This window comes from Ideonella alba (assembly GCF_018069875.1).
Taxonomy (GTDB): domain Bacteria; phylum Pseudomonadota; class Gammaproteobacteria; order Burkholderiales; family Burkholderiaceae_C; genus Ideonella; species Ideonella alba.
In genome coordinates this window covers 468,227-495,133 of the sequence record NZ_JAGQDF010000002.1, presented here as the reverse complement: position 1 = coordinate 495,133, position 26,907 = coordinate 468,227, and the positions used below count along the sequence as shown (strand labels likewise).

The 26,907-nt window shown below is 67.3% G+C and carries 23 protein-coding genes; 10 read left to right on the top strand and 13 right to left on the bottom strand.

Annotation, left to right across the window (positions count from 1 at the left end; translation table 11 throughout):
- Positions 1 to 61 precede the first annotated feature (61 nt).
- Positions 62 to 1,789, top strand: coding sequence for a site-specific integrase (locus KAK07_RS05260; protein WP_210859334.1), 1,728 nt, complete (start codon positions 62 to 64; stop codon positions 1,787 to 1,789).
- Positions 1,790 to 1,893: 104 nt separating this feature from the next.
- On the opposite strand, the gene KAK07_RS05255 is transcribed toward KAK07_RS05260, so the two are convergent.
- Positions 1,894 to 3,723: a nucleoside triphosphate hydrolase gene (locus tag KAK07_RS05255; RefSeq protein ID WP_210859333.1), complete on the bottom strand. Its 1,830-nt coding sequence runs from the start codon at positions 3,721 to 3,723 to the stop codon at positions 1,894 to 1,896.
- Between the two features lie 1,029 nt (positions 3,724 to 4,752).
- Here KAK07_RS05255 and KAK07_RS05250 point away from each other — a divergent pair.
- The 4 genes from KAK07_RS05250 to KAK07_RS05235 all read left to right on the top strand — a co-directional run bounded on the left by KAK07_RS05250 (position 4,753) and on the right by KAK07_RS05235 (position 13,275).
- On the top strand, positions 4,753 to 7,563 hold the full coding sequence (locus tag KAK07_RS05250; RefSeq protein WP_210859332.1) for a site-specific DNA-methyltransferase: 2,811 nt from the start codon (positions 4,753 to 4,755) through the stop codon (positions 7,561 to 7,563).
- The gene (locus KAK07_RS05245; protein WP_210859331.1) at positions 7,560 to 9,308 is read left to right on the top strand and encodes a DUF262 domain-containing protein; all 1,749 of its coding nucleotides are present in this window, start codon (positions 7,560 to 7,562) and stop codon (positions 9,306 to 9,308) included. The genes KAK07_RS05250 and KAK07_RS05245 overlap by 4 nt, the downstream gene beginning before the upstream one ends.
- Positions 9,305 to 12,460, top strand: coding sequence for a BPTD_3080 family restriction endonuclease (locus KAK07_RS05240; RefSeq protein ID WP_210859330.1), 3,156 nt, complete (start codon positions 9,305 to 9,307; stop codon positions 12,458 to 12,460). The genes KAK07_RS05245 and KAK07_RS05240 overlap by 4 nt, the downstream gene beginning before the upstream one ends.
- 362 nt (positions 12,461 to 12,822) lie before the next feature.
- Positions 12,823 to 13,275, top strand: coding sequence for a hypothetical protein (locus KAK07_RS05235; protein WP_043783907.1), 453 nt, complete (start codon positions 12,823 to 12,825; stop codon positions 13,273 to 13,275).
- Here the strand turns inward: KAK07_RS05235 and KAK07_RS05230 are convergent.
- Positions 13,209 to 13,706 (bottom strand): helix-turn-helix domain-containing protein, encoded by a 498-nt coding sequence (locus KAK07_RS05230; protein WP_014427839.1) that lies wholly within the window; start codon positions 13,704 to 13,706, stop codon positions 13,209 to 13,211. The genes KAK07_RS05235 and KAK07_RS05230 overlap by 67 nt on opposite strands.
- Positions 13,703 to 13,894 (bottom strand): helix-turn-helix transcriptional regulator, encoded by a 192-nt coding sequence (locus KAK07_RS05225; protein ID WP_014427840.1) that lies wholly within the window; start codon positions 13,892 to 13,894, stop codon positions 13,703 to 13,705. Before KAK07_RS05225 ends, KAK07_RS05230 begins: the two co-directional genes overlap by 4 nt.
- Positions 13,895 to 14,064: 170 nt before the next feature.
- Between KAK07_RS05225 and KAK07_RS05220 the strand changes: the two genes are divergently transcribed.
- Positions 14,065 to 14,958, top strand: a complete 894-nt coding sequence (locus KAK07_RS05220; RefSeq protein WP_210859329.1) for a hypothetical protein — start codon at positions 14,065 to 14,067, stop codon at positions 14,956 to 14,958.
- A gap of 183 nt (positions 14,959 to 15,141) precedes the next feature.
- Here the strand turns inward: KAK07_RS05220 and KAK07_RS05215 are convergent, their stop codons facing one another.
- The 3 genes from KAK07_RS05215 to KAK07_RS05205 are packed head-to-tail and all read right to left on the bottom strand — an operon-like array spanning position 15,142 to position 16,499.
- A complete protein-coding gene (locus KAK07_RS05215) occupies positions 15,142 to 16,023 on the bottom strand; it encodes a reverse transcriptase family protein (RefSeq protein ID WP_247664225.1) in 882 nt (293 codons plus the stop codon).
- Positions 16,001 to 16,309 carry a helix-turn-helix transcriptional regulator gene (locus tag KAK07_RS05210; RefSeq protein ID WP_014427843.1) on the bottom strand — a complete coding sequence of 103 codons (309 nt, stop codon included), beginning with the start codon at positions 16,307 to 16,309 and terminating at the stop codon, positions 16,001 to 16,003. The genes KAK07_RS05215 and KAK07_RS05210 overlap by 23 nt, the downstream gene beginning before the upstream one ends.
- Positions 16,310 to 16,346: 37 nt before the next feature.
- Positions 16,347 to 16,499, bottom strand: coding sequence for a hypothetical protein (locus KAK07_RS05205; protein WP_014427844.1), 153 nt, complete (start codon positions 16,497 to 16,499; stop codon positions 16,347 to 16,349).
- 537 nt (positions 16,500 to 17,036) lie between these two features.
- On the opposite strand from KAK07_RS05205, the gene KAK07_RS05200 reads away from it, so the two are divergent.
- Positions 17,037 to 17,942 carry an ArdC family protein gene (locus KAK07_RS05200; protein ID WP_014427845.1) on the top strand — a complete coding sequence of 302 codons (906 nt, stop codon included), beginning with the start codon at positions 17,037 to 17,039 and terminating at the stop codon, positions 17,940 to 17,942.
- Between the two features lie 46 nt (positions 17,943 to 17,988).
- On the opposite strand, the gene KAK07_RS05195 is transcribed toward KAK07_RS05200, so the two are convergent.
- The 7 genes from KAK07_RS05195 to KAK07_RS05165 form a co-directional block, all read right to left on the bottom strand.
- Positions 17,989 to 18,750, bottom strand: coding sequence for a reverse transcriptase domain-containing protein (locus tag KAK07_RS05195; RefSeq protein WP_014427846.1), 762 nt, complete (start codon positions 18,748 to 18,750; stop codon positions 17,989 to 17,991).
- Positions 18,722 to 18,865 carry a hypothetical protein gene (locus KAK07_RS05190; RefSeq protein WP_210859326.1) on the bottom strand — a complete coding sequence of 48 codons (144 nt, stop codon included), beginning with the start codon at positions 18,863 to 18,865 and terminating at the stop codon, positions 18,722 to 18,724. The genes KAK07_RS05195 and KAK07_RS05190 overlap by 29 nt, the downstream gene beginning before the upstream one ends.
- 421 nt (positions 18,866 to 19,286) lie before the next feature.
- A complete protein-coding gene (gene aroQ, locus KAK07_RS05185; RefSeq protein ID WP_210856579.1) occupies positions 19,287 to 19,727 on the bottom strand; it encodes a type II 3-dehydroquinate dehydratase in 441 nt (146 codons plus the stop codon).
- A 49-nt stretch (positions 19,728 to 19,776) separates the two neighbouring features.
- Positions 19,777 to 20,193 carry an acyl-CoA thioesterase gene (locus KAK07_RS05180; RefSeq protein ID WP_210856580.1) on the bottom strand — a complete coding sequence of 139 codons (417 nt, stop codon included), beginning with the start codon at positions 20,191 to 20,193 and terminating at the stop codon, positions 19,777 to 19,779.
- A gap of 7 nt (positions 20,194 to 20,200) precedes the next feature.
- Positions 20,201 to 22,477, bottom strand: a complete 2,277-nt coding sequence (locus KAK07_RS05175) for a sensor histidine kinase (RefSeq protein WP_210856581.1) — start codon at positions 22,475 to 22,477, stop codon at positions 20,201 to 20,203.
- A 46-nt stretch (positions 22,478 to 22,523) separates the two neighbouring features.
- Positions 22,524 to 23,255: a LuxR C-terminal-related transcriptional regulator gene (locus tag KAK07_RS05170; protein ID WP_210856582.1), complete on the bottom strand. Its 732-nt coding sequence runs from the start codon at positions 23,253 to 23,255 to the stop codon at positions 22,524 to 22,526.
- A gap of 108 nt (positions 23,256 to 23,363) precedes the next feature.
- Positions 23,364 to 24,344: an NADPH:quinone oxidoreductase family protein gene (locus KAK07_RS05165; RefSeq protein ID WP_210856583.1), complete on the bottom strand. Its 981-nt coding sequence runs from the start codon at positions 24,342 to 24,344 to the stop codon at positions 23,364 to 23,366.
- A 98-nt stretch (positions 24,345 to 24,442) separates the two neighbouring features.
- Between KAK07_RS05165 and surE the strand changes: the two genes are divergently transcribed.
- The 3 genes from surE to KAK07_RS05150 are packed head-to-tail and all read left to right on the top strand — an operon-like array spanning position 24,443 to position 26,900.
- Positions 24,443 to 25,213, top strand: coding sequence for a 5'/3'-nucleotidase SurE (gene surE, locus KAK07_RS05160; protein ID WP_210856584.1), 771 nt, complete (start codon positions 24,443 to 24,445; stop codon positions 25,211 to 25,213).
- Positions 25,210 to 26,019 (top strand): protein-L-isoaspartate(D-aspartate) O-methyltransferase, encoded by an 810-nt coding sequence (locus KAK07_RS05155; protein WP_210856585.1) that lies wholly within the window; start codon positions 25,210 to 25,212, stop codon positions 26,017 to 26,019. Before surE ends, KAK07_RS05155 begins: the two co-directional genes overlap by 4 nt.
- The gene (locus tag KAK07_RS05150; protein ID WP_247664224.1) at positions 26,016 to 26,900 is read left to right on the top strand and encodes a peptidoglycan DD-metalloendopeptidase family protein; all 885 of its coding nucleotides are present in this window, start codon (positions 26,016 to 26,018) and stop codon (positions 26,898 to 26,900) included. Before KAK07_RS05155 ends, KAK07_RS05150 begins: the two co-directional genes overlap by 4 nt.
- The last annotated feature ends 7 nt before the right edge of the window (positions 26,901 to 26,907 follow it).

Here is a 26,907-nt window from a genome sequence, read left to right as displayed (position 1 = left end):
TTGCTTCTAGGCTAAACCGCGGTTGCAACACGGTCTGTCACACAACCTTGTGGAACAGACCATGAAAGTTATCGCCGAAAACATCTACACCCGCGGCCAGCACGGCATCCAGTACGTGCGCCGTCGCATCCCGGCCGCCATCCGTGCGGCCTATCCCGCCAAGCAGACGCACATCGTCCGCAGCCTGGGCACTGCCGACCGTCGCCTGGCCAAAGGGCTCGCCCGCGCCGAGCTCGCGCGCATCGACGCCGAGTTCAAGCTCAAGAGCGAGCAGCTCGAACTGAGCCGCGCCTCCCTTTCTGCCAAGCGCATCGCCAAGCTCGACGACGACCAGCTCAAGGGCATCGCCCGCTTCTGGGTGCGCCAGGTGCTGCTGGCCGACGACCAGCGGCGCCAGGCCGGCCTGGACGATGCTGAGTTCGACGAGCTGGGAGCCGAGCTGGCCGAGCAGCGCGCGCAGCTCGGGCGCCTGCTGGCGCAGGGCAAGAGCATGAGCATGTTCCCGGCCATGCACGGCTTCCTGCACCTGTGCGGCCTGGACTTCGCCCCCGATGAGGCGGAAGCCAAGCGTGCCGCCCACGTGTTCCTTCGTGCCGTCGTCGAGTCGGTCGACCATCGCCTTGGCCGCCAGCGTGGTGACCTTGTCGATACCGACGTGGTTGCCCCTGATGCGCCGCACCCGCTCCCGTCTGCAGCGCCCGAACGCGCCCCGGCCCACCTGCGCGCGCCTAGCTGGGAAGCAGTCTTCGAGACGTGGCGCGACTACGTCGAGGACCGTCCCAAGCCGACGACCATCGCATCGCAGACTGCTTGGCGCGACCTGAGGGCCTTCGCCGAGGGGCTGGGCGTTCGTCACCCTGGCGCCGTCACACCCGAACAGATGACCGCCTTTGCCGAGCGAATGCGCGAGCGTGGGCTTGCGGTGCCGACCATCAACGAACGCATCCTCAAGGTTCGGGCCATTTACAAGATTGCCGTGGGCAAGCATGTGCTGAAGGAGAACCCTGCGGCCGGCACCATCGGATTCAAGCAGGCAGCGGCCCGGCAGCGGCAGAAGCGCCGGCTGTCGTTCGACGCGGCTGACCTCGGCGCCCTGTTCGGCTCGCCCGTGTTCACCGAGCACAAGCGGTCGGTGGGCCAGTCGGGCGAGGCCAGCTACTGGCTTCCGGTGCTCATGTTCTACACGGGTGCTCGACCCGAGGAACTGGCCGGCCTGGCGCTGAGCGACCTGCAGCACGACGAGAAGCTGGGCTGGTACCTGAACCTCATCGACCGGCCCAGCGATGAAGACGCCGACCTGTTCGAGGACGGCGACGTTCCGAAGTCGCACCGGCGGACCCTGAAGAACGCACCGTCGGTGCGGCGCGTGCCGGTGGCGCAGGAGCTCATCGACCTGGGCCTGCTGCGCTATGCGGAGTGGGTGCGCCAGCGCGGCGCGGCCGTGCTGTTCCCGACGCTGACGAAAGACAGTCACGGCAAGCTGTCTGGTTCGTTCTCCAAGTTCTTCGGCCGCTACAAGCGTGCCGTGGGCATCACGGACAGCCGCAAGGTGCTGTACTCGTTCCGGCACACCATGAAGGACATGCTCGAGGCGGCAGCCGTGCCGTCCAAGTACCTGAAGCGGCTGATGGGCCACACCACCGGGGACGGCGCTATCACCGACGGCTACGGTTCCGACCTGCCGTTCGAGCTGCTGGTCGAGCAGTTCCGCAAGGTCCGCTTTCCTGCCTTGGCCGCCAAGCCGTGGCAGCCAGGGCAAGGCTACGTGAGCCTCAAGGTCGAGGCCTGAGGGCAGGGCGCCGGGTCCAACGGCGCCGCACAAAGCAAAGCGGCACCAGGCCCGATGGCTTGGTGCCGCTTTGTACGTGGGGACACGCCCCGTCATTGCTTCACTCAGACCACCCACTCGCCTCGCGCCGTAGCGTTCGCGCCAGCCGGCTGTCGCGGCGCCGGGGCGTCGTCGTCGCTGACGCTCGGCGGGTTGCTGATGGCGGCCGGGGCCGGCACCAGCACCGCCTTCACGCTGTCGCCTGCGAACCGCTGCTGCCCGCGTGCCGCACCGGGCAGCGTCAACAGTGCGGCCTTCCAGGTGCCTCGTGCCCACGCCGTGCCCTGGAACAACTGCCGGGCGCCGACGTGGTGCTCGGACGACGCCACCGCCAGGGTCCAGGTCTCGCGCTGGCGGTCGAACAGGGCCCGCACGCCCAGCATGGCCAGGTGCTTGTCCAACGCCGCCAGGGTGTTGCGGTCGGCGTCGCCAGACACCAGCGTCTGCAGCGCCTCGCGCACCCGGGTGTAGAGCTTGGCGGTCTTGCCGTCCGCTTCGACCCGAACTACCACCTTGCGGTCCAGCATCGCGGCGAGGCACGCTTCGCCGTGCGACTCGTGCTCGTCCTGCGGCACCACGTTCAGCCCCCACTGCGCAATCAGCGCAGCCAGGTCGCGCAGCGCCGGCACGCTGTCGTGCTTCAAGGCGATGTAGCCGGCCAGCAGCGGGCTCCACGTGTCGGCCCGCCGGTCAGGGTGCCCGATGTCCTGCAGCATGCGGTGCACCGCTGCGCGGGCGTCGCGCATCACTTGCCAGCGTGCCACCAGCAGCCGCCGCAGCCGCGCGCCCAGCTCGCCGGGCTGCACACCGCTGGCCGGGTCCAGCAGCGGGCTCTTCGTCATCCCCGCTCGCTGCTTCGGCACCATCGACAGCCGCACCGAGCGGCTTTCCAGCGCCGGTTCGAGCTCGGGCAGGTGGATGCCGCAGAGCACCACACCGGCCGGCGCGTTGAAGTACTGCACCTTGCCGCCGATGACACGCGAGAACTTGCCCTTGCCCGGCGTCTTGGTGAAGCCGCTGTTGAACACCTCGGCCAGCTTCAGCATCTCGCCCTTGCTGACCTTCAGCGGCTCGAACTCGTCGCAAATCATTGCCAGCGACGAGTCCTTCACCGCGTGCAGCACCTGCGCCACCGTCGGAACGCCGTCACGCCGTACCGCCTGCCTGCCGAGCAACGCAGTCTGCAGGTCCACCCAGGTGGTCTTGCCCGACCCGCGTTCCGCCGTAACGATGAGCGAAGGGCTGTGCGGCAGAACCGCCCCCATCGCTGCGCTGGCCAGCCAACCCAGCGACACCGCCGCGCCGTGCTGCTGCTCGAAGCCGAACGACTCGAAGGTGCTTTCGACCAGGTGCACATCGGCTGCCGATGCCGAGGGCGTCGAGTCGTCGAAGCCGAGACTCTCGCCCGCCACGTACACGCGCTGCTTGGTGGGCGTGGTGTCCACCGGCGTGCCAGTTTCGTCGTAGACCGCTAGGCCGTAGTGGACGACCAGTTTGCCGTCGTCCTCGTACAGGCCCGGGCCGCGGACCGTTTCGGCCTGCGCAGGCCCGAACTCGTCGCAGCCCAGCCGGATTTCCTCGGCCAGCACGTCCGACGCGAAAACGCGTTTGCGGGTCTTCGGGTCCATCGTGCCGTAGTGGTCGAGGCAGTACGCCGCGCCGAGCTTGGTCAGCAGCGTCGCTTCGTCCAGCTTGCCGCTCAGCGTGACGAGCTGGCCGGTCTTACGGGAGAGGACGCGGTAACTGCCGTTCAGGTCGTAGCCCGCGACATCGAAGCCGCCGCCGGGGTGAATCAGCTCAGCGCGGGAAGGCGAGGGCGGCACCGCCTTCAGTGCTGGGGCTGCCGCAGCCTTGTGGCTGCCGAACAGTGCGCTCAGGATTTTGTTGTTGCTCATGTTGAAGTCTCCAAAGACGAAAGCCCTGCCGGCGACGCCGCCGGCAAGGCTTGATGTGTGAGGTGGAGCGCTGCCGAAGACTCAGGCAGCGCAAGTCGGCAGCTCAAGGCCAGAACGGCTGGAGCATGCGGGGCACGAGGTGCCCAACGCCGAGCCCGTCGAACGGGTGGCGTCTACTGGCGCACCACGGAGCTGTGGGGCCAGGCCTTGGAAGTTGGGAGTTGGCTTGTCGGCGCCGACCCCAGGGCGCGAAGGCTAGTTAGTCTGTTCTAAGCGCGGGTCTGGGGTATGCCGACAGGCAGGGATTTTTAAAGAACACGACCCCGATGCCACCAGCTTGGGTGGGGGGAGCGTGTTCTTGCGCGGGAGGTGCGCTGATGAAGTAGGAGCCGAACTGTATCGCCGCCGCGCAGCTTGGCAAGGCAATAGTTCACGGCCGGCCTTGGTGGCAGACCGTCACCGGCGACCGTCTTGCAGACCGTCGCCCAGGCCGAGACGGTAGAAGCAGACGCTTCCACCGTGGGGGAGCGGGGCACCCCGGCTCACGGTCGCTAGGGCGACACGCCGTGTTTCGGGCTGCACGCCCTCATCCCCTTGCCAATACCGCGCCCCATCCCGCTGCCTCTGCACGGCAGAGCCAACGGGCGGGCAACCCGCGCGCTGCTTGCCTTTGGTGCCGCTGTTCGCGCCACCCGCAGGCACCTCCTGGACGTCGGCCATCGCCCGGGTTGCCCGCCCGCTTTCAGCGGGTGGGGCGGGGCTCCGCCCCCACTGCGTCACCGGCCCGTGGGCGGGCCTGATTTCGTTGGGGCGAAACCTGACTTGCGGCGCCCCCCTGCCGCGCGTTGACCGTGTGGGCACGGTGCAGCGCGCGGGGCTGCGGCTGGACGCCTTGCCCCACGTCCTGCGGCGTGGCACCTGCACGCGCTGGCGCGCGATAACGCCGATGTCGATTCGACCGGCGTAATGCAGCAATTCGGCCGGTATCCTTGTCGGTTACGTCATGCAATAACCGAACGGGAGCACGTCTTGGCCACCAAGAAGAGCGCAGCTGCGCCGCAAAGCCAAACCACCGACTACCAGCACGCCCAGCAGGCCACCCAGCGCCCTGATGTTGGCGTGCAGGACCAGTTCAACACCAGGAAGCCGCCGAAGACCTACCGCTACGACAGCAGCCTGGACCCGGCGCTGAGCTGGGACGAGAACCGCGACCGCGACCTGGCCGAATGGCTGCTGGGCCTGGTGCAGCGCTGCGCCACCGAGGGCGAGGCGGCGGTGTTCACCGCGCCGCAGGTGTGGGCCGGCGGTGGCGTGCAGGTGCAGTCGCTGAAGGCAGCGGCCGACCTGCTGCAGGCGCTGAGCCAGCCCTTCCTGAACTGGACCGGCAAGGCCGAGCGCCACCAGATTTCAGTGCCCACGGTGCCGCTGTTCGTGCACGAGCGGCACTCGACCAAGGCCATCCTGGAGGGCATCAAGCACCGTAAGGCCAAGGGCACCACCTACGACCTGTTCGGCGACGGCGGTGGGCTGGACGTGACCGACAAGCTCGATGCCTACGAGCACAAGGGGCCGTGGCAGAACCGGATGATTCTCGGCGACAGCCTGCAGGTGATGAATTCGCTGCTGGAGTTCGAGGGGCTCGGCGGTCAGGTTCAGATGATTTTCATGGACCCACCCTATGGCGTGAAGTTTGGGTCGAACTTTCAGCCCTTCGTCCGCGACCGTGATATGGGCGACAAGCACGGCAAAGACGGGTTTATGACCCGTGAGCCAGAAATGGTAAAGGCCTATCGAGATACGTGGGAGCTTGGGCTTCATTCCTACCTGACATATTTGCGCGATAGGCTTTTTCTTTCGAAGGAGCTTCTCAATGAGACTGGAAGCATTTTCGTGCAAATTTCAGACGACAACGCGCACCACGCGAGAGCTGTTCTCGACGAGGTTTTCGGTTCGTCAAACTATGTGGCGCAGATTGCGTTCAAGAAAACTGGCTTCTCAAGCGACGACCGAGTTTCTACAACACACGACTATTTGCTGTGGTACGCAAAGGACAAAACTCGGCAGAAGGTCAATAAGGTATTTCTGGACCGACCAATCAGCCCAGAGGAACTTGAGTTTTACGACCAAATTGAGCTGCCTGACGGCACTCGCAGAGCATTGGAAAGTGAGGAAAAGAAGCTCGGCAACTCCGTTCGAAGCCTTGGTCGTGTTTTTGCAAGAAATCCGATGGTTTCGCCAGGTTGGCAGGATTCACTGGGTTTTGTAGTGAACTTTGGCGGTAGACCGTTTCGACCAGCTGCGAACCGCCACTGGGCGACTCACGAGGTAGGAATTGAGCGGCTGCGGACGGCAAAGCGTTTGGCAATTAAGGGTAATACTCTTCGGTTTGTTCGATACTTCGATGATTTCGCGCTAAGCCCATTGGGCACTGTGTGGAATGACACTGGAGTCGGTGGTTTCGTGGGTGACGATAGGCTGTACGTGGTCCAGACGGATACTCGGGTCCTTGAGCGATGCCTTCACTTGGTGACCGCTCCCGGCGATTTGGTTTTTGACCCTACCTGCGGGTCCGGGACAACAGCATTTGCGGCAGAGCGATGGGGGCGCCGCTGGATTACTTGCGACACATCGAGGGTACCGCTGGCGTTGGCGAGACAACGCTTGCTGACTGCGACCTTTCCGTTTTACGAACTGAAAGACCAGCAATCTGGCCCACAAGGGGGATTCGTCTATAAGCGAAAGCAGAGCCGACGTGGCGAAGAGGTTGGCGGTCTGGTGCCGCACATCACATTGAAGTCAATTGCCAACGAAGAAACACCGGCGACCGAGGTTTTGGTGGACAGACCCGAGGTCAACGACAAAGTTACGCGCGTTGCCGGCCCGTTCGTCGTAGAGGCGACCATCGCTCCGGCGCAGACAGTTGACTTCGAAGCGGAGACTGCCGACCAGCCAGAAGCTCAGAGTCTTGACGCCGCGCTGGGTGATGCCGACGCTGCTAACGGTGGCTTGCCCCTGCAGGTGGCAGAACCTGCCGGTCGTTACGCCGACCCCGCCACACACATCGAGCGCATGACCCAGGTGCTGCGTCAGTCCAAGACGCTGCGGCTGCCTGGCAATCGTGAACTGGTGCTGGCCGACATCCGCCGCATGACCGACAGCGACGCCATCCATGCCGAGGGCCTGGACGCCGAGGGCAACCGCATCGCCGTGGTCTTCGGCCCCGAGGACGGTGCCATCTCGTCCGACGTGGTGTTCGAGGCAGCGCGTGAGGCGTACTTCCTGAAGTTCCCGCACCTGTACTTCTTCGGCTTCGCCATCCAGGCCAAGGCGCGCGAATTGCTGGAAGACCGCGCCAAGCTGCGCGTGCCCTGCACCTACGTCACGGTCACGCCGGACGTGGCCATGAGCGACCTGCTGAAGACCAGCCGAGCCAGCGAAATCTTCTCGGTCACCGGCCTGCCCGACGCCGTGGTGCGCAAGGCCGGCAAGAAGAACGAAGACGGTGCCGACCTGTACGAGGTCGAGCTGCGCGGTCTGGACATCTTCAACCCGGCGACGATGGACCAGGAAGACATCCCCGCGCAGAACCTGCCGGCGTGGATGCTGGACACCGACTACGACGGCATGTGTTTCTACGCTACCCAGGTCTTCTTCCCCAAGACCGCCGCGTGGGACAACCTGCAGAAGTCGCTGAAGGCCGAGTTCGACCCGTCGGTGTGGGAGCACCTGGCCGGCACCGTGAGCGAGCCGTTTCCCATCGGGCCGAAGCGCCGTGTGGCGGTGAAGGTCATCGACGAGCGCGGTAACGAGCTGATGCGCGTGCTGGAGGTGAAGGCATGAGCTACAAGCCGAGCTCGCTCTACAACCTCATCCAGGTCATCAACAAGGGCCTGTTCCTTCCGCACATCCAGCGCCCCTTCGTCTGGGAGGAAGAGCAGATGCTCAAGCTGTTCGACAGCTTGATGCGCAACTACCCCATCCAGACGCTGCTGTTCTGGAAGACCAAGGACGAAATCAAGGCCCGCAAGTTCATGGAGGAGGTCGAGTGGGACCCCGACCTGAGCGACTACTACGAGCCGAACATCAGCAAGGCGGGGTGCGAAAAGACGTTCGTTCTTGATGGTCAGCAGCGGCTGCAGACGCTGTACGCCACATTTGCCGGGGCCATCAAGGGCCCCGACGGCGAACGCCTGGAGGCCTACTTCGATGCCAGCAGCGGCGCAGCGCTGTCCGACGATGGACTGCTGTACACGCTGAAGTTCTCGAAAGTGGCGCTGCCGCGCCCGTGGTACCGGGTGGCCGACCTGGTGGGCAAGGACGCCCAGCGCGTGGCCGAGGAACTGTCGGAGGAAATGAACGACAGCCTCGATGAGGCCGACGATGCGCTGCCAGCTGAGAAGCAGCCGACGAGCCAGGAACAGAAGGCGCGCCAGAAGCGCGTGCGGCGCAATTTCGGCCAACTGGTTTCGCTGCTGCGCGAGGACAAGCACTTCTGGATTCAGGAGCTCGACGGTGTGGCCAACAACTACACCTACGGGACCGTGCTGGACATCTTCGTCCGGGTGAACTCCGGCGGCACCAAGCTCGATGCGTCCGACCTGATGTTCGCAGCCATGAAGGAAGGCTGGGACGAAATCGAGGAGGCCATCGAAGACACCACCGAGCTGCTGAACAGCACCAACATCGGCTTCGACAAGACGTTCCCGCTGAAGTGCCTGCTGGTGGTGCATGGGCGCGGTGCCGAGGCATCGGCCGAGAAGTTCACCGGCGCCGACGGGACCAAGCTGCTGGCGGACATGAAGGCGAACTGGGACCGGGCAGAGGCCGCGTTCCAGGAGCTGCGCGACTTCCTCAAGACAGACCTGAAGGTCTATGCCGAGAAGGTGGTTCGCAGCCACAACAGCTTCATCCCGCTGTTCGATTACCTGTACTTCAACCCGAAGCCCACGGAGCGCAGCCGTGCGCTGATGCGCGGCTACTACTACAAGGCCCAGCTCTTTGGCTGGTACTCGCAGGGCACCGACAAGGTCATCAACGGCCTGCATTCGGTGGTCGGTCAGCCGTCCCCGGGCGGATTTCCGATGCAAGGGGTCAAGGACTACTTCATCGGGCGCGGATACCCGACGGAGTTGCAGAAGTTCCACCTGGAACAGACGCGCTTGAGGTTCCTGCTGCTGAACCTGGTGTACGTGGACCAGATGGGTTCGTCGCCATTCGACGTGAAGTACAAGGGCAACGAGCCGCACATCGACCACATCTATCCGCGGCACGCTTTGTCCACCAAGCTGGGACTCGGCAGTGCCGAGGTGAACACCCTCGGGAATTACCGATTCGTGGGCGCGACCGACAACATCCGCAAGCGTGCCGAGCTGCCCGACAGCTACTTCGGGCGTCTCAAGTCCTATGGGTCGCCCATCGAGAAGCACCTGCTGCTGGACGAATTCGCGGCTGACACCAAGAAGCTGGTGTTCGACGTTGCGACCTACCGCAGCTTCCGCGACCGGCGCCTGCAGCGCATCTGGGAGATTTGCGGGCGCACCGTGAACCCTGAGCTGGCCGCCATGGTGTCGGGGGGCGTGGCATGAGCCAAATCAACGCCGTCGAAGCGCCCATCATCAACAGCCCCTACGACCCGCCGGCCTTCCACTGGCACATCGAAGAGGGCAAGCACCCGGAGAAGCGGCCAGGCCGGCGCTTGGCCTCGTATTTCTTCCGTGTGCCCGACCGTGCAGCGCGCGGGCGCAAGGCCAAGGGCCAGCAGTCGCTGCTGGACGACGCATCGAAGGGGCAGGAATACCTGCTGGACCTGGCCAACCTCATCCGCCAGCGCTTGCGCGAGTGGCGCGAGCGCGACTATGCCGGCGCCACCAAGGTAACGCGGGAACTGCTGGAACTGTGGCGTTCGCCTGACCGCTCGCCGCGGCTGTTCTTCGCCCAGCTCGAAGCGGTGGAGACGGTGCTGTTCCTGGTGGAAGGGCCAGACGACCTGAAGCAGGGCATCAACGTGCCCAGCGACGAGCCGGGCGACGACGCCAAGGCAGACGGGTACAAGGCCTTCGTGCGCTACGCGCTGAAGATGGCCACTGGCAGCGGCAAGACCACTGTGATGGGCATGCTGTCGGCCTGGTCCATCCTGAACAAGGTGGCGCAGCCGCAGGCCTCGGCCTACTCGGACACGGTGCTCATCGTCTGCCCGAACGTCACCATCCGCGACCGGCTGCGCGAGCTCGACCCCAACCTGGACGAGCTCAGCCTGTACCGCACCCGGCAACTGGTGCCGCTGCACCGCATGCCCGACCTGCGCAAGGGCGAGGTCTTCATCACCAACTGGCACAACCTGGAGCGGCGCGAGCTGACCGATGTGAACGGCACGTCGGCCAAGGTGGTGAAGCGCGGCGTGCCGATGGAGAAGCTGCGCACCGTGAAGGTGGGCGGCAAGGACGCGGTGACCGAGGCCGACATCCGGCAGCAGGCGCTGACCGGCGCCTTCGACATCCTGCGCGAGCTGCGGGACAACAAGGGCCAGCTCACCGGCTTCGAGGTGAAGGAGGTGCGCTACTACGAGAGCGACACCGCCTTCCTGCGCCGCGTGCTGGGCAACCGCAAGGGGCGCAGCTCGGCCATCCTGGTGATGAACGACGAGGCCCACCACGCCTACCGGCGCGGCAAGCTCGACGCCGAGGACACCTTCGCCATCGACGAGGAAACGGCCGAGGTCGATGCCCGCGAGGCCACGGTGTGGATTGAGGGTCTCGACCGCATCAACAAGGCGCTGGGCGGCCGGACCAACGGCGTGCGGCTGTGCGTGGACCTGTCGGCCACGCCGTTCTTCATCCAGGGCAGCGGCAACGAGGTGGGCAAGCCCTTCCCGTGGGTGGTGTCCGACTTCAGCCTGCTGGAGGCCATCGAAGCCGGCCTGGTGAAGATTCCGCAGCTCCCCACGCAGGACATCGGCGGCACCGAGACCCCGGCCTACTTCAACGTGTGGCGGTGGGTGCAGGAGATTGCCGAGAAGGAAGGCCACAGCGGCAAGCTGACGCCCGACGTGCTGATGCGCTACGCCACGCAGCCCATCGTGCAACTGGCTGACGAGTGGCGCAAGACGGCCGAGCAGTGGTCGGCGCAGTTCAAGGCCGGCCACCGCAAGACCGACGTGCCGCCGGTCTTCATCATCGTGTGCCGCGACACCGCGCTGGCCAAGGAGCTGTACGACTGGCTGGCCAACGGCAACGCCACCTACGGCGCGGCGCCCGAGCAGTTCCGCAACGCCCCGGGCCGGGAGTGGACCGTGCGGGTGGACAGCAAGGTGGCCGAGGACATCGCGGAAGGCGGCGGCAAGAACGACGAGGCGCGGCGCCTGCGCTTCGTGCTGGAGACCATCGGCAAGACCGGCTGGCCGGGCAACAAGGTGCCCGAAGAGTACGTGGCCATGGTCGAGAAGCACAACCGCAAGGCCCTGGAGGACGACGACAACGGCCTGGTGACCATCGACGCCAGCGTGCCGCCGGGCCGCGACGTGCGCTGCATCATCAGCGTGGCCATGCTGTCCGAGGGCTGGGACGCCACGACCGTGACGCACGTGGTGGGCCTGCGCCCGTTCGGCTCGCAACTGCTGTGCGAGCAGGTGGTCGGCCGGGCGCTGCGGCGCACGTCCTACGCGGTGGACGAGGCCACCGGCTTCTTCCGCGAAGAGACTGCCAAGGTCTTCGGCGTGCCCTTCGAGCTCATCCCGTTCAAGGTGGAGGGCGGCGCCCAGCAGCCGCCGTCACCGCCGGCCAACCAGATTTACGCCGTGCCGGCCAAGGCGCAGTACGAGCTGGCCTTCCCGGTGGTGGAGGGCTACACCGACCCCGGCGTGACGCGGCTCACCATGGACTGGCCCAAGGTGCCAACCTTGGAGCTGAACCCCATGACGGTGCCCGATGTGACGCTGATGAAGGGCCTGACCACGCAGGACGGTGCCCTGGCCGCCTACGGCCCCGGCGCGGCCGACGTGGTGAACCTGGAGCAGTGGCGCGCCAAGGTGCGGGTGCAGCAGGTGGCCTTCACCATGGCCAAGGTGCTGACGCAGCAGTGGCTGGCCGACCGTGGCGATGTCATCCCCACGCACCGCCTGTTCCCGCAACTCCTGGGCTACACGACCCGGTTCCTGGCCGAGAAGCTGAAGCTGTCGGGCAATCGGGCGCCGCAGGACGTGGCGCTGAACCCGTACTTCCAGCAGGCGGTGGGCATCCTGTTCGACTCGCTGATGCCGGTGGACGAGAGCGGCAAGACGCAAGAGCGGCCCATCATCACGCCGGGGCCTGCGGGCGAGCGCTCGACGCGGCATGTCGAGTTCTTCACCGGGCGGCAACCCTGGCCGGTGCAGAAGTGCCACCTGAACGCCATCGTCGCGGACACGAAGACCTGGGAGCAGGCAGCGGCCACCGCACTGGACGCCCACGAGGGTGTCGCCAAGTGGGTCAAGAACGACCACCTGGGCTTCATCGTGCCGTATCGCAAGGACGGCATCCGCCGCCGCTACCTGCCCGACTTCATCGTGGACCTGACGACGGGCGAGCGCCTGATGGTCGAGGTGAAGGGCCAGCCCGGTGACGCCGAGGTGAAGGCCCAGGCCGCGCACCGCTGGTGCACCGCCGTCAACAACGACGGGCGCTTCGGGCGGTGGAGCTATCACATCGTCCGGCAGCCGCCGGACCTGATGAAGCTGCTCGACAAGCTGACTGGCGTCATCTGAAACGACGTCACGCCGTAACGGTGCCGGGTGACCACCACCCGGATACCGTTACCGCGTGACCACCACCCACGAATAACCAAAGTCCTTCAGACCAGAAGCGGTTGCAGAAAACCTGTTCTGAGAACCGAAGAAGAAGCCGCCCTGCGGGCGGCTGTCGCCCGGTGAAGAGCACCCGCAAGGCAGGGGGGCCTGGGCTGGGGGCGACGCGAGGGCGGGCCTGGCCCGCCCCGTGTCAGGCAGGCTGAAGCCTGCAGAAGCGCGCGAGTGTGACGAGCGTCTGGCCCGGTGCCGGGCTCAAGTCCCTGCCCGTCGGGCCGATACCTGCGTGACGGAAGGCACCGGCCCAACAGTCACAAACTCTCATGCCCCAACGCTCGTACACCTGGTTGCTGCTGACCTTCGCCGGGGCCTTCCTGTTCTTCGGCGGCTTGCTGTTCAACCCGGGCATTCGTGTCTTCGGCAAGCCGGTGGACCTCTTGGCCATTCTGGTCGGCCCCGTGGTGTTCCTGGTCGGTGTTGTCTGGGCGCTGGTGCTTGCGGTGCAGAGCCTGCGCGGGCCAGGCAGCCTGAGCCAGCGCCTGGGCTTGACTGCCCCTGCGAGGTACGCCCCAGGCGATGACGACGACGGTCACCGCCGGCGGCACGGCAGCAATGACCGCCGCGGGCCGGCGGTCAACGTTGACGGTACGCCCATGGCCACCGGCCATGTGGACGTGAACGGGAATGCCTATGGCTTCTCCGACCACCGTCACGATGCTGGCGGCTTCTCCAGCGGCGGTTCGTTCGGCGGCGGATTCAGCAACTCTCGTTGGTGACCGCCATCCGTCGCTGATGGCGCTGCCCTCTGAGCCAGCGCGCGGCGCTGCTGCCGCGCCAGCTTGCGTGACGTGATTTCGGCTGCACCGTCCTTGATGCGCTGGCGGTCGGGGCACAGGAACAGCACCTTGAAGCCTTGGCCAAGCGGCTCTCGGCGGATGAGGCCCAGCGTTTCCAGGTCAGCGAGATGGCCGCGGACAGCCCGCTCGTCCTTGCCCGTGAGCTTGGCGATGTGCGGCCCAGCGTAGGTCGTGTTTCCCTCGTAGTGGCAGGAGGCGAGAGCGAGGTACACATACATGGCCGCGTTGTCGATGCAGTCGACCACGTTGAACAGCATCGCCCGCGGCAGGCAGAAGTACCCGCCCTTGCCGTAGCGCTCGAACCAGCGGTCGTTCTCGGTGCTGGCGATGCGGTTGCGAGGGCGCTTCATGCCTGGCCCCCTTCGGTGAGCTCGCGTTCCAGCCAGGCTTCAACCTCGGCCACGTCGAAGAACGACAGCCGGCTGCCTGCCAGGTGGCGCGGGGCGGGGAATGCGCGCTGCGCAATCCAGTTTTCCAGGGTGCGGGTCGAGACGCCGAGGGCTTCGACCAGCGCGGACTTGGGGATGAACTTGTCCATCGAGATGCTCCAGGTGACGGGTGCGCCCGTCGGGCGAAGCGCGGCGGAACTGCCGGCTCGATGGAGTGAAGCCCCCCGTTTTAGCCTTCGCGCAATGACGCGCAGGCACTCGGGACGGCGGTGGCCGGCGAGACGGTGGCTAGACAGTGGACCTACCACCGGAAGCCACCATGAAAGTCTCGACCTCCGACTTGCAGGGCGTGCTGGGCGCCACGCCCGCCGCCGCGCCACCATCACGCGCGCCGCGACAAACCAACAGCCGCAGCGGGCGCGAGCAGGCCCGCATCAACGAGCTGAAGTGCATGCGTGTCGTCGCCCACCATGGACACGTCCGCATCGCCGAGCTGGCCCGCGCCGTCTGGCCCAAGGCGCGATACGCCGAGCAGGTCAGTAGGCGCGTTGCCAGCCGGCTGGTCGCCGAGGGCCTGCTGCTGGAACGCCGTAACGCGCTGGGCTCGCGCAGCCTGTGCCTGACCCGTGTCGGCGCAACCTGGCTGGAGACCCGGGGCATCGAGGCGCAGCACACGCTAGACCTGTCGAGCGTGTCCGGCAGCACTTTCTTCCACCGAACTCTCGCCACGCGTTACCTCATTGAACGCCAGGTCGAGGGCTTCCAGACCGCAGGGGAGTACCTGCTGCTGCGGCGCAAGGCGCCGTTCCCGGTGGACCGGATGGTGAAGATGCTGCGCAAGATGCCAGACGGTGCTGTCTGGCAGCGCCGCGCCGACGGGCCGGCGACGGTGGAGGTGTGCGAGGTCGAGGCCGCCCGCAAGGCGCTGCCGCAGCTCGCGGCCTGCCTGCGGTGGGCAGAGCTCGTCGGCCAGCCGCTCGACCAGGCCGGCGCCTACCGGCTTGGAGGCTTGGTCTTCGTCTACGACCGCGAGCTGAACCATGCCCGCCGTATCCTGCTGGCCGCGACTTCGCTGTGGGGCCACCGACCCTTGCAGGAACGCGTAACGCTGGAACGCCGGGTCAAGCTCGTCGCGGTCGAGCTGCGCGACCCGCTGGTGTGGGTCGGTTCCAGCGTGACGACGTTACACGACCTGAGGCAGCGCGCCGTTTAAAACCTGGGAGCTACCCTAGGTAGACCCTCAGACGATGACCCGCAGGCAATCGGGACAAGCTGATTAGGCGCGTTCCCGCGCGCCCGTTCGTGGCCTCGGCCCCGTCCGGAAAATGCACTGTACGGCCCCGCAAGGGGGGAGAGGCGCCTTCGGGCGCCTCTCTTGTTTACGACCGTTGCCAGGTTAGGTCGCCCGCGCCACGGGTCGAAGAATCTGCGCGGCCTCTTGCTGGCGTCCACGCAGCTGGCGGCCGAGCTTCGCTCGCTCATCGCCGTCTGCGGCGACGTATGCGGAACGGGTCTCATGCAGCTTTCGATGGCGCTCGTTTGGCAGCCGCAGTTCTTCACCGACGATGACCGCGCCGGTGACACTCTTAGGCGCGCCGGCAGCGAAGGTGGCCGACTTCTTGCCCTTGGACTTCAAGCCATGGCGAGCAATGAGCATGCGTACTTCACCCAGTAGGCGCTTCGTGGCGTTCGGACCTGAGAGCGCGATGTCATCGACGTAGATGGTCAGTTTGCAGCCTGAGGCAACTGCGAGCTTGGCGATGTCCTCGAACAGCCCCCTCGCGGCGAAGAATGCCACCCGGCCGCTCAGCGGACTTCCGGTAGGCAGATGCAGTTGCCTGTAGCAACAGATGTCGGCCAGCCGGTCCGCGACATCGGCGGCGCACTCGAAGTCGCGCACGAACATCCGGAACACCATGGCCCGGGTCACGCTTGGATAGAACTTGTTGATGTCGGTCTTGATGACCGGGTGGTTACCGAGGTGCTGCCGCGCGTTGTCCGCATACGAACGGCCCTTCTGCGAGAACACGTAGTCCGGGACCTCAATGCGTGCGAGCAGGTCGGCTATGACCTTGTGCACTGCCGCCATCCAATGGATGGGCGCCTGGATTTCCCGGTCCTTCGGCCCCTTCCAGACCCGAAAAGATTCGGCAGCCAGAAGGTCCGTCACCGACTCCCATTTGACGCCGATGACGTCCTCAAACCGCCCCTTGCCGCGCAAGCGGAAGAGCGGCGACTGATTCAGCGCGTAGGCCTTACGCGGCGCGCTCGACGGCATCGCGTTCCTGAAGCCACTCAAGCAGCCTCAGTATCTTGTCCGCCGCCGCCACCCGCAGCTTCGCCCCGGGCTTTCGGTCCTCATTGATGGACTCCGAGAACAAGAGGATGGAGGACACGGGCATCTTGAAAACCTCGGAATACCGCTCCAGCAGGTCCAGCCCGGGCGTCTTGTCGCCTTTCTCCAGCTCGCTCAGGTACGAGTTGGAAATCCCAAGGCGCTTGGCCAGCTCCACTTGGGTGTACTGGTGGTAGGTCCGAAGCAGCTTCAGGGCGCGATTCAACATGGCATGCCTCTCGAATTTGAAATAAAGGGGTGACGAATCACCGAAGCAGGAAGTCAATCAGCTTGGCGACCATCGAGACGAGCCGGACCACCGCGGTGGCCAGGCGGAACGTCTCGGGACGCACCCACCAGGACTTCTTGCGTTGCTTCTTCGTCGCCCGCCGCTGAGGAGGCTTCAGAACGTCACTCATGACGATTCCTTTCGGCTGCACCAAACAACGCACACGGGATGTGTGCGCCGTGGCTGTCGCCCGCAACCGAACAGAGCAAAGCGGCGAGTTGACCCCCTTCACTTCCAGATGCCTGCCCGGGGTCGCCCGGGCAGGCTCGCACCGGCCCCAACCGTACCGCGCACCGGAGGACCGGCACCGTGCGGCGTGGGCTTGCGAGTAGTTAGAGCCTTTCGGCCCCACAGGGTGCTGTAGCACCCCAACAGTCGACAGTTATCTCTGTCAGCCTCGGGGCGGAGTGTAGCCGAAGAACTTCGCCCAGCGCAAGTTGTGTTTCGCTGTCAGCGAAATTTCGATATGACCCCGCTAAGGGGTCTCCCCTCGCGCCGCGCAACCGTCCGCACGCTGCGGCGTGCCCTCCGGCCTGGCATCCCCAGCTTCCTGTCGTGCAGCCGGGGTGTGCCCCTTCCAGGCCTGCGGCGGTTGCGCTCTTCTACCCCCGGTCTCGCCGACGGGCACGGGGTGCCACACGCACCCCCAGCCCTAAAGGAGCAAGTCATGGAAGGCAAGCAACAGCAGCGCGACCTCTACGCCGAGGTCACCCGTCGAATCGTCGAGGCCCTGGACCGGGGCGTCCGCCCCTGGTCGTGCCCGTGGTCCCGTGGCGCCGCCAGCGGCGGCATGCTGCCCCGCCGGCACGGCGGCGAGCCGTATCGTGGCGTGAATGTTCTGCTGCTGTGGGGCGCAGCGATGGAACGCGGCTTCACATCGCGCACCTGGTTGACCTACCGCCAGGCCGAGGCGCTGGGCGGGCAGGTTCGCAAGGGCGAGCGCGGCACGATGGTGGTCTATGCCGGTCAGTTCAGCCCCAGCAAGGAGGGCACCGAGGCGGTCGAAGGCGAAGCCCCGGCACGGCGGGCGGTGGCTTTCCTGCGCAGCTACACGGTCTTCAACACCGAGCAGGTGGATGGGCTGGCTGCGCCAGCCGCACCCGAGGTGCCCGCGGCCATCCAGCCCGACGCCGACGCGCTGGCCCTGGTGGCGCGGGCAGGCGCGACGGTTCGCCACGGCGGCGACCGCGCGTTCTACGCACCGGGGCCTGACCTCGTGCAGATGCCCGATGCTTCGCGTTTCCGCGATGCCGCCGCGTACTTCGGCACCCTGGCGCACGAGCTCGTGCACTGGACCGGCCACCCGGACCGCCTGGCGCGCCAGTTCGGCCAGCGCTTCGGCGACCAGGCCTACGCGATGGAAGAGCTCGTTGCCGAGCTCGGCGCCGCCTTCGTGTGCGCCGGCAGCCGGCTCAGCCCGGAACCGCGTGAGGACCATGCCGCGTACCTGGCCGCGTGGCTGGCCGTGCTGAAGCACGACAAGCGCGCCATCTTCACCGCCGCCGCTCAGGCCCAGCGGGCGGCCGACCTGCTGTGCGGCGTCGAGTCGGCGCAGGTCGAGGGCAGCCCGTAACGCGAAAGGCGCCCATCGGGCGCCTTTCGCGGACATGTCCGGCCTGTCAGGGCAACGAGTCCGCCTGAACCGGGTTCACGCTGCGCACGTAGCCCTGAATGCCCGCGCGTTGCAGTTCGCTCGTCGAGGCCTGGAAGGCTTCACGAAACTCGGCCAGCTTCGGTGGCAGGACCGAAAGCGGAGTACCTGCCGCAAGTTCGATGTTGAACGCGGAGATGGTTGCCGCCGGGCCCTGTTCCTTGTCGTCGCTGAAGGCGAGGCGCGACCGCTGCGCTTTGGTCTTCATCGTCGTCAGCACGTCACCTAGTTCTTCGGGGTCGTTACCCGACACGATGATGTCGTCGACGTACACGGTGACGACGACGCTGTTCTCGCGATGCAGTTGGTCGAGGTACTTGCCCAGCCCGCTTTTGTGCAACGCGAGCGAGGCCAGCAGCGGCGACTGGACGAACCCATATGGCAGGATTTGCCGGGCTGGGTCTTCGGGATGTTGAACCGTGCTCGCCGTTGCAATCCGTCTGGCCTCCGCGTGGCTGACGAACTCCTTCAGCACGCGCGAGATGCGGGAGCGACTGACTGAGCCGAAGAAGTCGGCGATGTCGACCTTGACGAAGCAGGTGCTTCGTTGGTGGCGCATCAGTGCGGCGACGTGGCCTCCCTGCCGCAGGTGAAAGTAGTAGCTTGGGGCCTTCCAGTGGGACTCGACGAGCTCTTTGACCTCGACGCCCTCTGCGCGCGCTTCAGGGGAAGGCTCGAAAACCCAACGACCTGGCTTTCGCTCAAACTTGTGCAGCCACTTCGCGGGCATTGGCTAGCTGATAGTTGAAGACCGCGTTCACGATGGCAGTGATGAGTTGCACGAGTGCAATGCCCATCCCAAACCAATCGCGAACAGGGCGGTCGTTGGGACGTCTCTTCTTCATCTCAACGATTCCTTTCACAACCCTGGCGCGCCCAGCGCGCAAGCGCGCGGATATTCAGCTAACCAATATGGCGCTGCCAACAGGGATACACCAAGTTGACCAGGACGCCTACAGGAGGTCACAGAGTGACAGTGAAAGGTGACTGCAGGTAGCGGGGGGCCGCCTACCGCCAGGGCACCGCAAATCTAGCACATCGGTCCCGGGTTTGGCGACCTTGCCAGGCGCTTGCCGTGCGCTCGGTCCTGTCACACAATCTGATGCACAGACCTGTGTTGCGTCGGCTCTAAGTGCCTGTGAGAGCTGGGGTTTCGCGGTGGCCAATGGTCTCCCATCAGCCACCCCACCGCATTCCTGCCAACGGCCCCTCTTCAGGGGCCGTTGCTTTTGGTGGCCCACGCCCGGGTGCGGCGGGCGCTGCTGATCAGGCGCTGCGCAGGCGGCCGGCCACGAACTGCAGCGCCGCGCTGTAGCCGAACACGCCCAGCCCAGCGATCACGCCTTCTGCGATGCCCGAAATGTAGGAGTGGTGGCGGAATTCCTCGCGCCGGTGCACATTGCTCACATGCACCTCGACCACCGGGATGGCCACGCCGGCCAGGGCGTCGCGCAGCGCCACGCTGGTGTGGGTCCAGCCACCCGGATTGATGACGATGAAGCGGGTGCCGTCCAGCCGCGCCGCATGGATGCGGTCGATCATCTGGCCTTCGTGGTTGGTCTGGAAGCACTCGGCCTGCAGGCCCAGTGCGGCCGCTTCATCGCTGAAGCGCTTCTCCACGTCAGCCAGCGTGTCGGCGCCGTAGATGTGGGGCTCGCGGGTGCCGAGCAGGTTCAGGTTGGGACCGTTGAGCAGCAGGACGCGCATGGGACGTGTGGCGGGCAGGGAGAACAGACCGACAGGTTAGCAGTTCGCTTCAGCTGCAGGCCAGCCGGATGTCGTCCGGCACGGGCAGTGCCTTGAGGCGGCCTGTCTCGGGATCACGGCCCACGAAGGCGCGCACCTCGCGCGACTCGCACAGCAGGGTGTCGCCGCGCAGCACCCGGTGGCGGTGGACGAAGACCTTGGCGCGCCATTCCTCGACGCTGGTCTCCACCATGATCGCCTCGCCATAGGTGGCACTGGCCACGAAGCGGGTGTTGATTTCCAGCACCGGCGTGCCCACGATGCCGCGGGTCTTCTCCAGTTCGCGCCAGGGCGGCAGGCCGCAGGCCATGAAGAAGGCCAGCGAGGACTGGTCCATCCAGCGCGAGAAGTTGGGGAAGAAGACGATGCCCGCCGGGTCGCAGTCGCCGAAGTGCACCTGCACGGGGTGGTGGTGGATGCGGCTCATCGGGTGTTCAGGCCGTGGTGGCGGGAGGGGTCAGGTGCGGGATGTCGACCTGGCAGAGGATGCCGCGCGGCTGGCGCTCCTGCCACTCGACGGTGCCGCCCATGGCCTTGACGCGCTTGCGGATGCCGCCCAGGCCCAGGCCATGCGACCACACCGACGGGTTGCGGCCGCTGCCATCGTCGCTGATGCGGATCTGCATCCGGCCTTCATGCAGCCGGCACTCGATGCGCACCTGGCGCGCCTGGGCGTGGGCGATGACATTGCTGACCAGCTCACGCAGGATGCGGGTGATCGACGACCACTGCACCATCGACAGCGTGGGATCGGCGTCGAAATCGGACTCCCATTCCAGCTCGCAGCGGGCGGCCTGCAGGCGGTGGGTCATGTCGGTCTTCCACTCGGCGGCGGCCAGTGTCAGCGGATGCTCCTTGGCGGCCAGGCCGCGGGTGAGCGTCTTCAGGTCCTGCAGCGTGTGGCGGACATAGTCCTCCATCTCCTTGCTGGGCGACTTGTACATCAGCGTCAGCAGGCGCGCGCCGATGTCGTCATGCAGGTCCTGGGCGATGCGGGTGCGCTCCTCGCTGCGGCCGCGCTCGACCGCGCGGTCGTGGGCCAGGGCGCGCATCAGCTGCTCGACGATGCGGTCGGCCAGGCGCGCGTCCTCAGGCGTGAACAGGCGCTTGCCGCGCTCGGCAAAGCGCAGCGCCACCATGCCTTGCAGGTGGGCCGCCTCGACCAGCTTGGGCACCGGCACCAGCAGCACCGCGCCGTTGCCGGCAATGCGGCTGAGCTTGCCGTGGCCGCCCACCAGCTGCGCCTCCAGCGGCTCGAAGACGTTGCGCAGCAGCTCGGTCATGCGGTCGCCCGCGCGCTCGGGGCGCGCTTCCACCTCGCGCGCGATGCGGTAGAGGTGGGTGAACATGCGCTCGGTGGTCAGCGCCCGGGCACCCATCATCTGGTTGATCAGCCACTGGCGGATGGCCGCATAGGCGCCCAGCGACAGGAACAGCGACAGCGTCAACGAGGTGAACTGGCTGAACGAAAACACCGCCACGAACAGCAGGTCCACCGAGGTGGCCACGGTGCTGATGCCGGCCAGCATCGCGAACTCGCGCATCACATGCTGCGAGCGTGACACGAAGGGCACCAGCAGCACCACCGAGGCCAGGAAGACGTTCCAGATCATAGGCGCCGCCATCGCCATCGGCTGCACGTCGGTGGGCATGCGGTCGACATAGGACACCGACAGCGCCAGCAGCAGCAGCGCGCAGACCGTGACGGTGGTGAAGCGGCGCATCACCAGCACGAAAGGGTGGCGTTCGCGGCTGTAGGACCAGCTCAGCAGCAGCACGCAGGACACGCCCTGGACCAGCAGCAGCATGTCGCCCCAGCGCCAGGCCATCGGCTGCAGTTGGCTGGCGAAGGTCAGCGCGGCATAGCCGCCGGTGACCACCCACACGGCGGTGGCCAGCAGGCCGCGACCGGGCAGGCGCAAGGGGTGCCACAGCACGGCGGTCAGCACCGCGGCGCCGGTGATCGCGTCCAGCAGCGTGCGCAGCATCGGCTCGCTGCCCACCAGCATCACCGGCAGGGCCAGGCCCGGCACCGAGGCGATGGCCGACAGCAGCAGCTGGGCGGCCTGCGCATGGGCCATCACCGCATAGAGAAAATTGCCCTCGCGCGGCTGGACCAGCGGCACGATCCAGCCCACCAGGAACACCACCATCGCGAAGGCGCTGAGCAGCCAGAACATCGAGCCCAGCTCGACATAGCCGCGTGGGCGAGACGCGATCTCGACCCGGCTGCCGTCCCGGAACACCAGCACCACCTGGCCGTCGGCCAGCGCGTGGGCGGCGGTGAGCCGCGCGTTGAGCAGTCGCTGGCGCAGTGTCGGGTCGCTGATCCAGCGCGAGGAATGGGTCAGCGCCAGGCTGTTGAAGGGCACCGGCTCGACCCCGGCACCACCGATGGCCAGCAACTCCTTGCCCATGTGCTCCTTGAGCGCCGGCAGCGGCGAGAAGACCAGTTCCAGCCGGTCGTCATTGCCCTGTCGCCACTCGGCCGCCACATGGGGGTGGTTGGCCATGGTGCGGGCCAGCAGGAAGACCGTCAGGCAGCCGACGATGGCCGCCAGCAGCAGCGCGTGGCGCCGCCAGCCGATGCGCGGCGTCGCCGTGGCCAGACCGCTGGGCAGGGCGTCGGCCGGCCCGTCGCTGTCGGTGGGCAGACCGGACGCGGGGAAGCGGCTCGAGGGTTGGGTGGAGTCCAGCGGGTTCAGCGCCATCCCGCGATGATGCCCCAGCTTCGGCCCGTGGGCCGAAGGCAATGGATCAGACCAAACCCTGCTTGCTGGCCAGCACCGCCGCCTCGGCGCGGCTGGACACGTTGAGCTTGCGGTAGATCGACTTGATGTGGTCGTTCACCGTGAACCACTTGATGCCCATGAGGTTCGCGATCTCCTTGATCGTGAAGCCCTTGCTGAGGTAGGTGAGCACCTCGATCTCGCGCGGCGTCAGGTGGGGCAGGTCCACCGGCTTCTCGATCGGCACCGGCGCCTTGGTGGCGCCGCCCATCGTGCCGATGCCGGGGGAGGGCGGCGGCGCATCGGCGGCGGTGCCGTGGCGGAAATGGGTCAGCAGGCGGCGGGCGATGGCCGGCGACAGCGGCGGCTGGCCCAGCACGATCTTGCGCAGCTCCTCGACCAGCACCTCGAAGCGGTCTTCCTTCAGCAGGTAGCCGTCGGCGCCGCATTGCAGCGCCGGGAACAGGTGCTCGTCGTCCGAATACAGCGTGGTCACGACCTTGGTGGCGGGGTACTGGCCCAGGTCGGCCAGCAGCTCCAGGCCGTTGCCGTCGGGCAGTTCCAGGTCGACCAGCATCAGCTTGAACGGGTCGGCGCCGTGCAGGCCACCCGGGCCGGTCAGGGCGATCTGCCGCCGAGCGGTCTCCAGATCGCCTGCTTCGGTGATCGTGATCGGATCACTGAACGCCTCGCGCAGCACGCGTGACAGGAAATCCCGGGCGACCGGGTTGTCTTCGAGTATCAGAACCTTGACCGACATGGCGACCTCTCGACAGGCCACCAGGACCCGCGCTATCCACGACGGCCGCCATGCTAGCAGGCGGTCGCCTCGGGCAGTTGCCCTGTATGGGGGACAGCGGCGGCGTCCTCAGTCTGGCTGGACCATCACCAGCTTGCCGCGCACCTGGCGGGCCGCCAGGCGACGGAAGGCCTCCCCCAGCTCGCCCAGGGGCAGCTGGCTGTCGATCAGCGGCCGCACCCGGCCCTCGGCATACCACCCGGCCAGCTGCGCCAGGCCGCGGGCGCTGGCGGCCGGCTCGCGGCGCACGAACTCGCCCCAGAACACGCCCACCAGGGACGCGCCCTTGAGCAGCGGCAGGTTCAGCGGCAGCGCCGGGATGCCACCGGCGGCGAAGCCCACCACCAGGTAGCGGCCGCGCCAGGCGATCGAGCGGAAGGCCGCCTCGGCCAGATCGCCGCCCACCGGGTCGTAGACCACATCGGGGCCACGGCCGCCGGTCAGCGCCTTCAGGCGCTCACGCAGGTCCTCGCTGGCGTAGTCGATGGTCTCGTCGGCGCCGATCTCGCGGCAGAAGGCCACCTTGTCGGCACCGGCGGCGCCAGCGATCACCCGCGCGCCCGCCGCCTTGGCGATCTGCACTGCCGCGGTGCCCACGCCGCCGCCGGCGCCCAGCACCAGCACGGTCTCTCCGGCCTGCAGCGCGCCGCGGTCGATCAGCGCGTGGTGCGAGGTGCCATAGGTGAAGGCGAAGGCCGCGCCATGCTCGAACGGCATGCCCGCGGGCAGAGGCAGCAGCCGCGCCTCGTCGACCAGCGCATGGGTGGCGAAGCCGCCGGTGCCGGCCAGCGCGATCACCCGGTCGCCGACCTTCAGCCGTGTCACGCCGTCGCCCACGGCCTCGACCACGCCGGCGAACTCGGCACCGGGCACGAAGGGGTAGGGCGGCTTGTGCTGGTACTTGCCCTGGGTGATCAGCAGATCGGGGAAGTTCAGGCTGGCGGCGCGGATCGCCACCCGGGCCTGGCCCGGGCCGGGCTCGGGCGTGGCCTGCTCGGTCCAGCGCAGGGCCTCGGGTCCGCCGTCGTTGTTGCAGATCCACGCATGCATGGCTTGTCTCCTGTCAAAGGTCGTCGTGGGGCGCGATGATAGGCAGGCGCGCTGCGCGGCGGCGTCACCCTGGCGACGCGTCCCTACAATCGGTGCGCATGCGCATCCTCATTGCCAACGACGACGGCTACCTGGCCCCCGGCATCGCCGCTCTGGTGCGGGCCTGCCAGGGCCTGGGCGAGATCGACGTCATCGCGCCCGAGCAGAACGCCAGCGGCACCTCCAACGCCCTCAGCCTGAACCGGCCGCTGTCGGTCTACGCCGCCCAGGGCGAGCACCTCAGGGGCGTGCGCTACGTGAACGGCACGCCCTCCGACTGCGTCCACATCGCCCTCACCGGGCTGCTGCCGCAGCGGCCCGAACTGGTGCTCTCGGGCATCAACCAGGGCGCCAACATGGGTGACGACACGCTCTACTCGGGCACTGTGGCGGCGGCCATGGAGGGTTATCTGTTCGGCATCCCGGCGATCGCCTTCTCGCAGGTGGAGAAAGGCTGGGTCGAGCTGGACGCCGCCGCCCGCACCGCGCGCCGGGTGGTCGAGACGGTGCTGGCCCAGCGCCAGGCCGGCACCTGGGGGGCGCCCTTCCTGCTCAACGTGAACATCCCCAACCACCCGCAGGCCGACACCCTGGACTGGCAGATCACCCGCCTGGGGCGGCGCCATGCCAGCGAACCGGTGATCCGCCAGCAGAGCCCGCGCGGTGAGACGGTCTACTGGATCGGCCCGGCCGGTGATGCACGTGAGGCGGGCGAGGGCACCGATTTCCACGCCACGGCGCAGGGGCGGGTGTCGATCACGCCGCTGCAGGTGGACCTGACCGACCACGCCCACCTGGGCGACTGGGCCGCCCGCCTGGCGCGGCCATGACCAAACCCCGCACCGGCCGCTTCCCGGCCTCGCTCGACGCGGTGGCGCCCGGCGCCCGTGCCGGGGCGGGCGCCACGCTGCGGCCGCAGCGCCCGCTGGCCGAAGCGGCGCGCGACCAGCGCCAGCAGTCCACCCCCACCGGTCTGGGGCTGGACGGCACGGCGGTGCGCACCCGCATGGTCGAGCGCCTGCGCGCCGATGGCGTGCTCAGCGAGCCGGTGCTGCAGGCCATGCTGGCCGTGCCGCGGCACCGCTTCGTTGACTCGGCGCTCGCCAACCAGGCCTACGAGGACACCAGCCTGCCGATCGGCCTGGGCCAGACCATCTCCAAGCCCTCGGTGGTCGCTCGCATGCTGGAGTGGTGCTTCCTGGGCGAGACCGCCCGGGCCCGCGGCCACCTGGGCAAGGTGCTGGAGATCGGCACCGGCTGCGGCTACCAGGCGGCGGTGCTGGCGGCGCTGTCCCGGCACGTGGTCTCGATCGAGCGCCTGGGCCCGCTGCACCAGCTGGCCCGCAGCCACCTGGGCACCCTGGGCGTGCACCATGTACGCCTGATCCACGGCGACGGCATGCGGGGCCACGCGCCCGGCGGCCCCTATGACACGATCGTCGCCGCCGCGGGTGGCGAGGACCTGCCCGCCGCCTGGCTGGACCAGCTGGCGCTGGGTGGACGCCTGGTGGCGCCGGCGCTGGCCGCCGATGGCCGCAGCCAGGTGCTGGTCATCGTCGACCGCCGTGCCGACGGTTGGCAACGCACCGTGGGAGAGACGGTGCAGTTCGTCCCCTTAAAATCGGGTATTGCATGAACCAGGGAAGTTCCATGACCGACGCGCTGCGGCCGCTCCTGCGCCGAACTCTGATGATCGGCCTGGCGACGCTGCTGGTGGCCTGCTCCGCCACCCGCCCGCCCGCGCCCGTCGAGGACCGCTCGGCCGGCCGGGGTGCCCGGCCAGTGGCCGAGGCGCCCAAACCCGCGGCGCCGGCCTCGGCCCCGGCGGCCGCGCCAGCCGACCTCAAGCCCGGCACCTACGTGGTCAAGCCTGGCGACACGCTGATGCGCATCGCGCTGGAGAACGGCCAGGGCTGGCGCGACATCGCCCGTTGGAACGGCATCGAGAACCCCAACCTGATCGAGGTGGGTCAGGTGCTGCGCGTGGCCCCGCCGGAAGGCACTGCCGTGGCCACCAAGCCGGTGACCGCACCCAAGGTGGACGCCAAGCCGCTGCCCGGCGCGGCCTCCGCCTCGGCCAGCGGCGCGGCCAGCGCACCCGCTGCGACGCCTGCGCCGGCCCCGGCGCCGCTGCCCAAGGAGGCCGACGACGACATCCCCTGGGGCTGGCCCGCGGCCGGTCCGGTGATCAGTCCCTTTGACGAGGCCCGCAGCAAGGGTCTGGGCATCGGCGGGCGGGCAGGTGACCCGGTCCTGGCGGCCGCGGATGGCCGCGTGGTCTATGCCGGCTCCGGCCTGCGGGGCTACGGCAACCTGGTGATCGTCAAGCACAACGCCACCTACCTGACGGCCTACGCCCACAACCAGACCCTGCTGGTCAAGGAAGACCAGGCGGTGCGCAAGGGCCAGAAGATCGCCGAGATGGGCAACACCGATGCCGAGCGGGTGCAACTGCACTTCGAGATCCGGCGCCAGGGCAAGCCCATCGATCCGGCGCGGCTGCTGCCCGCGCGCTGAACCCGCT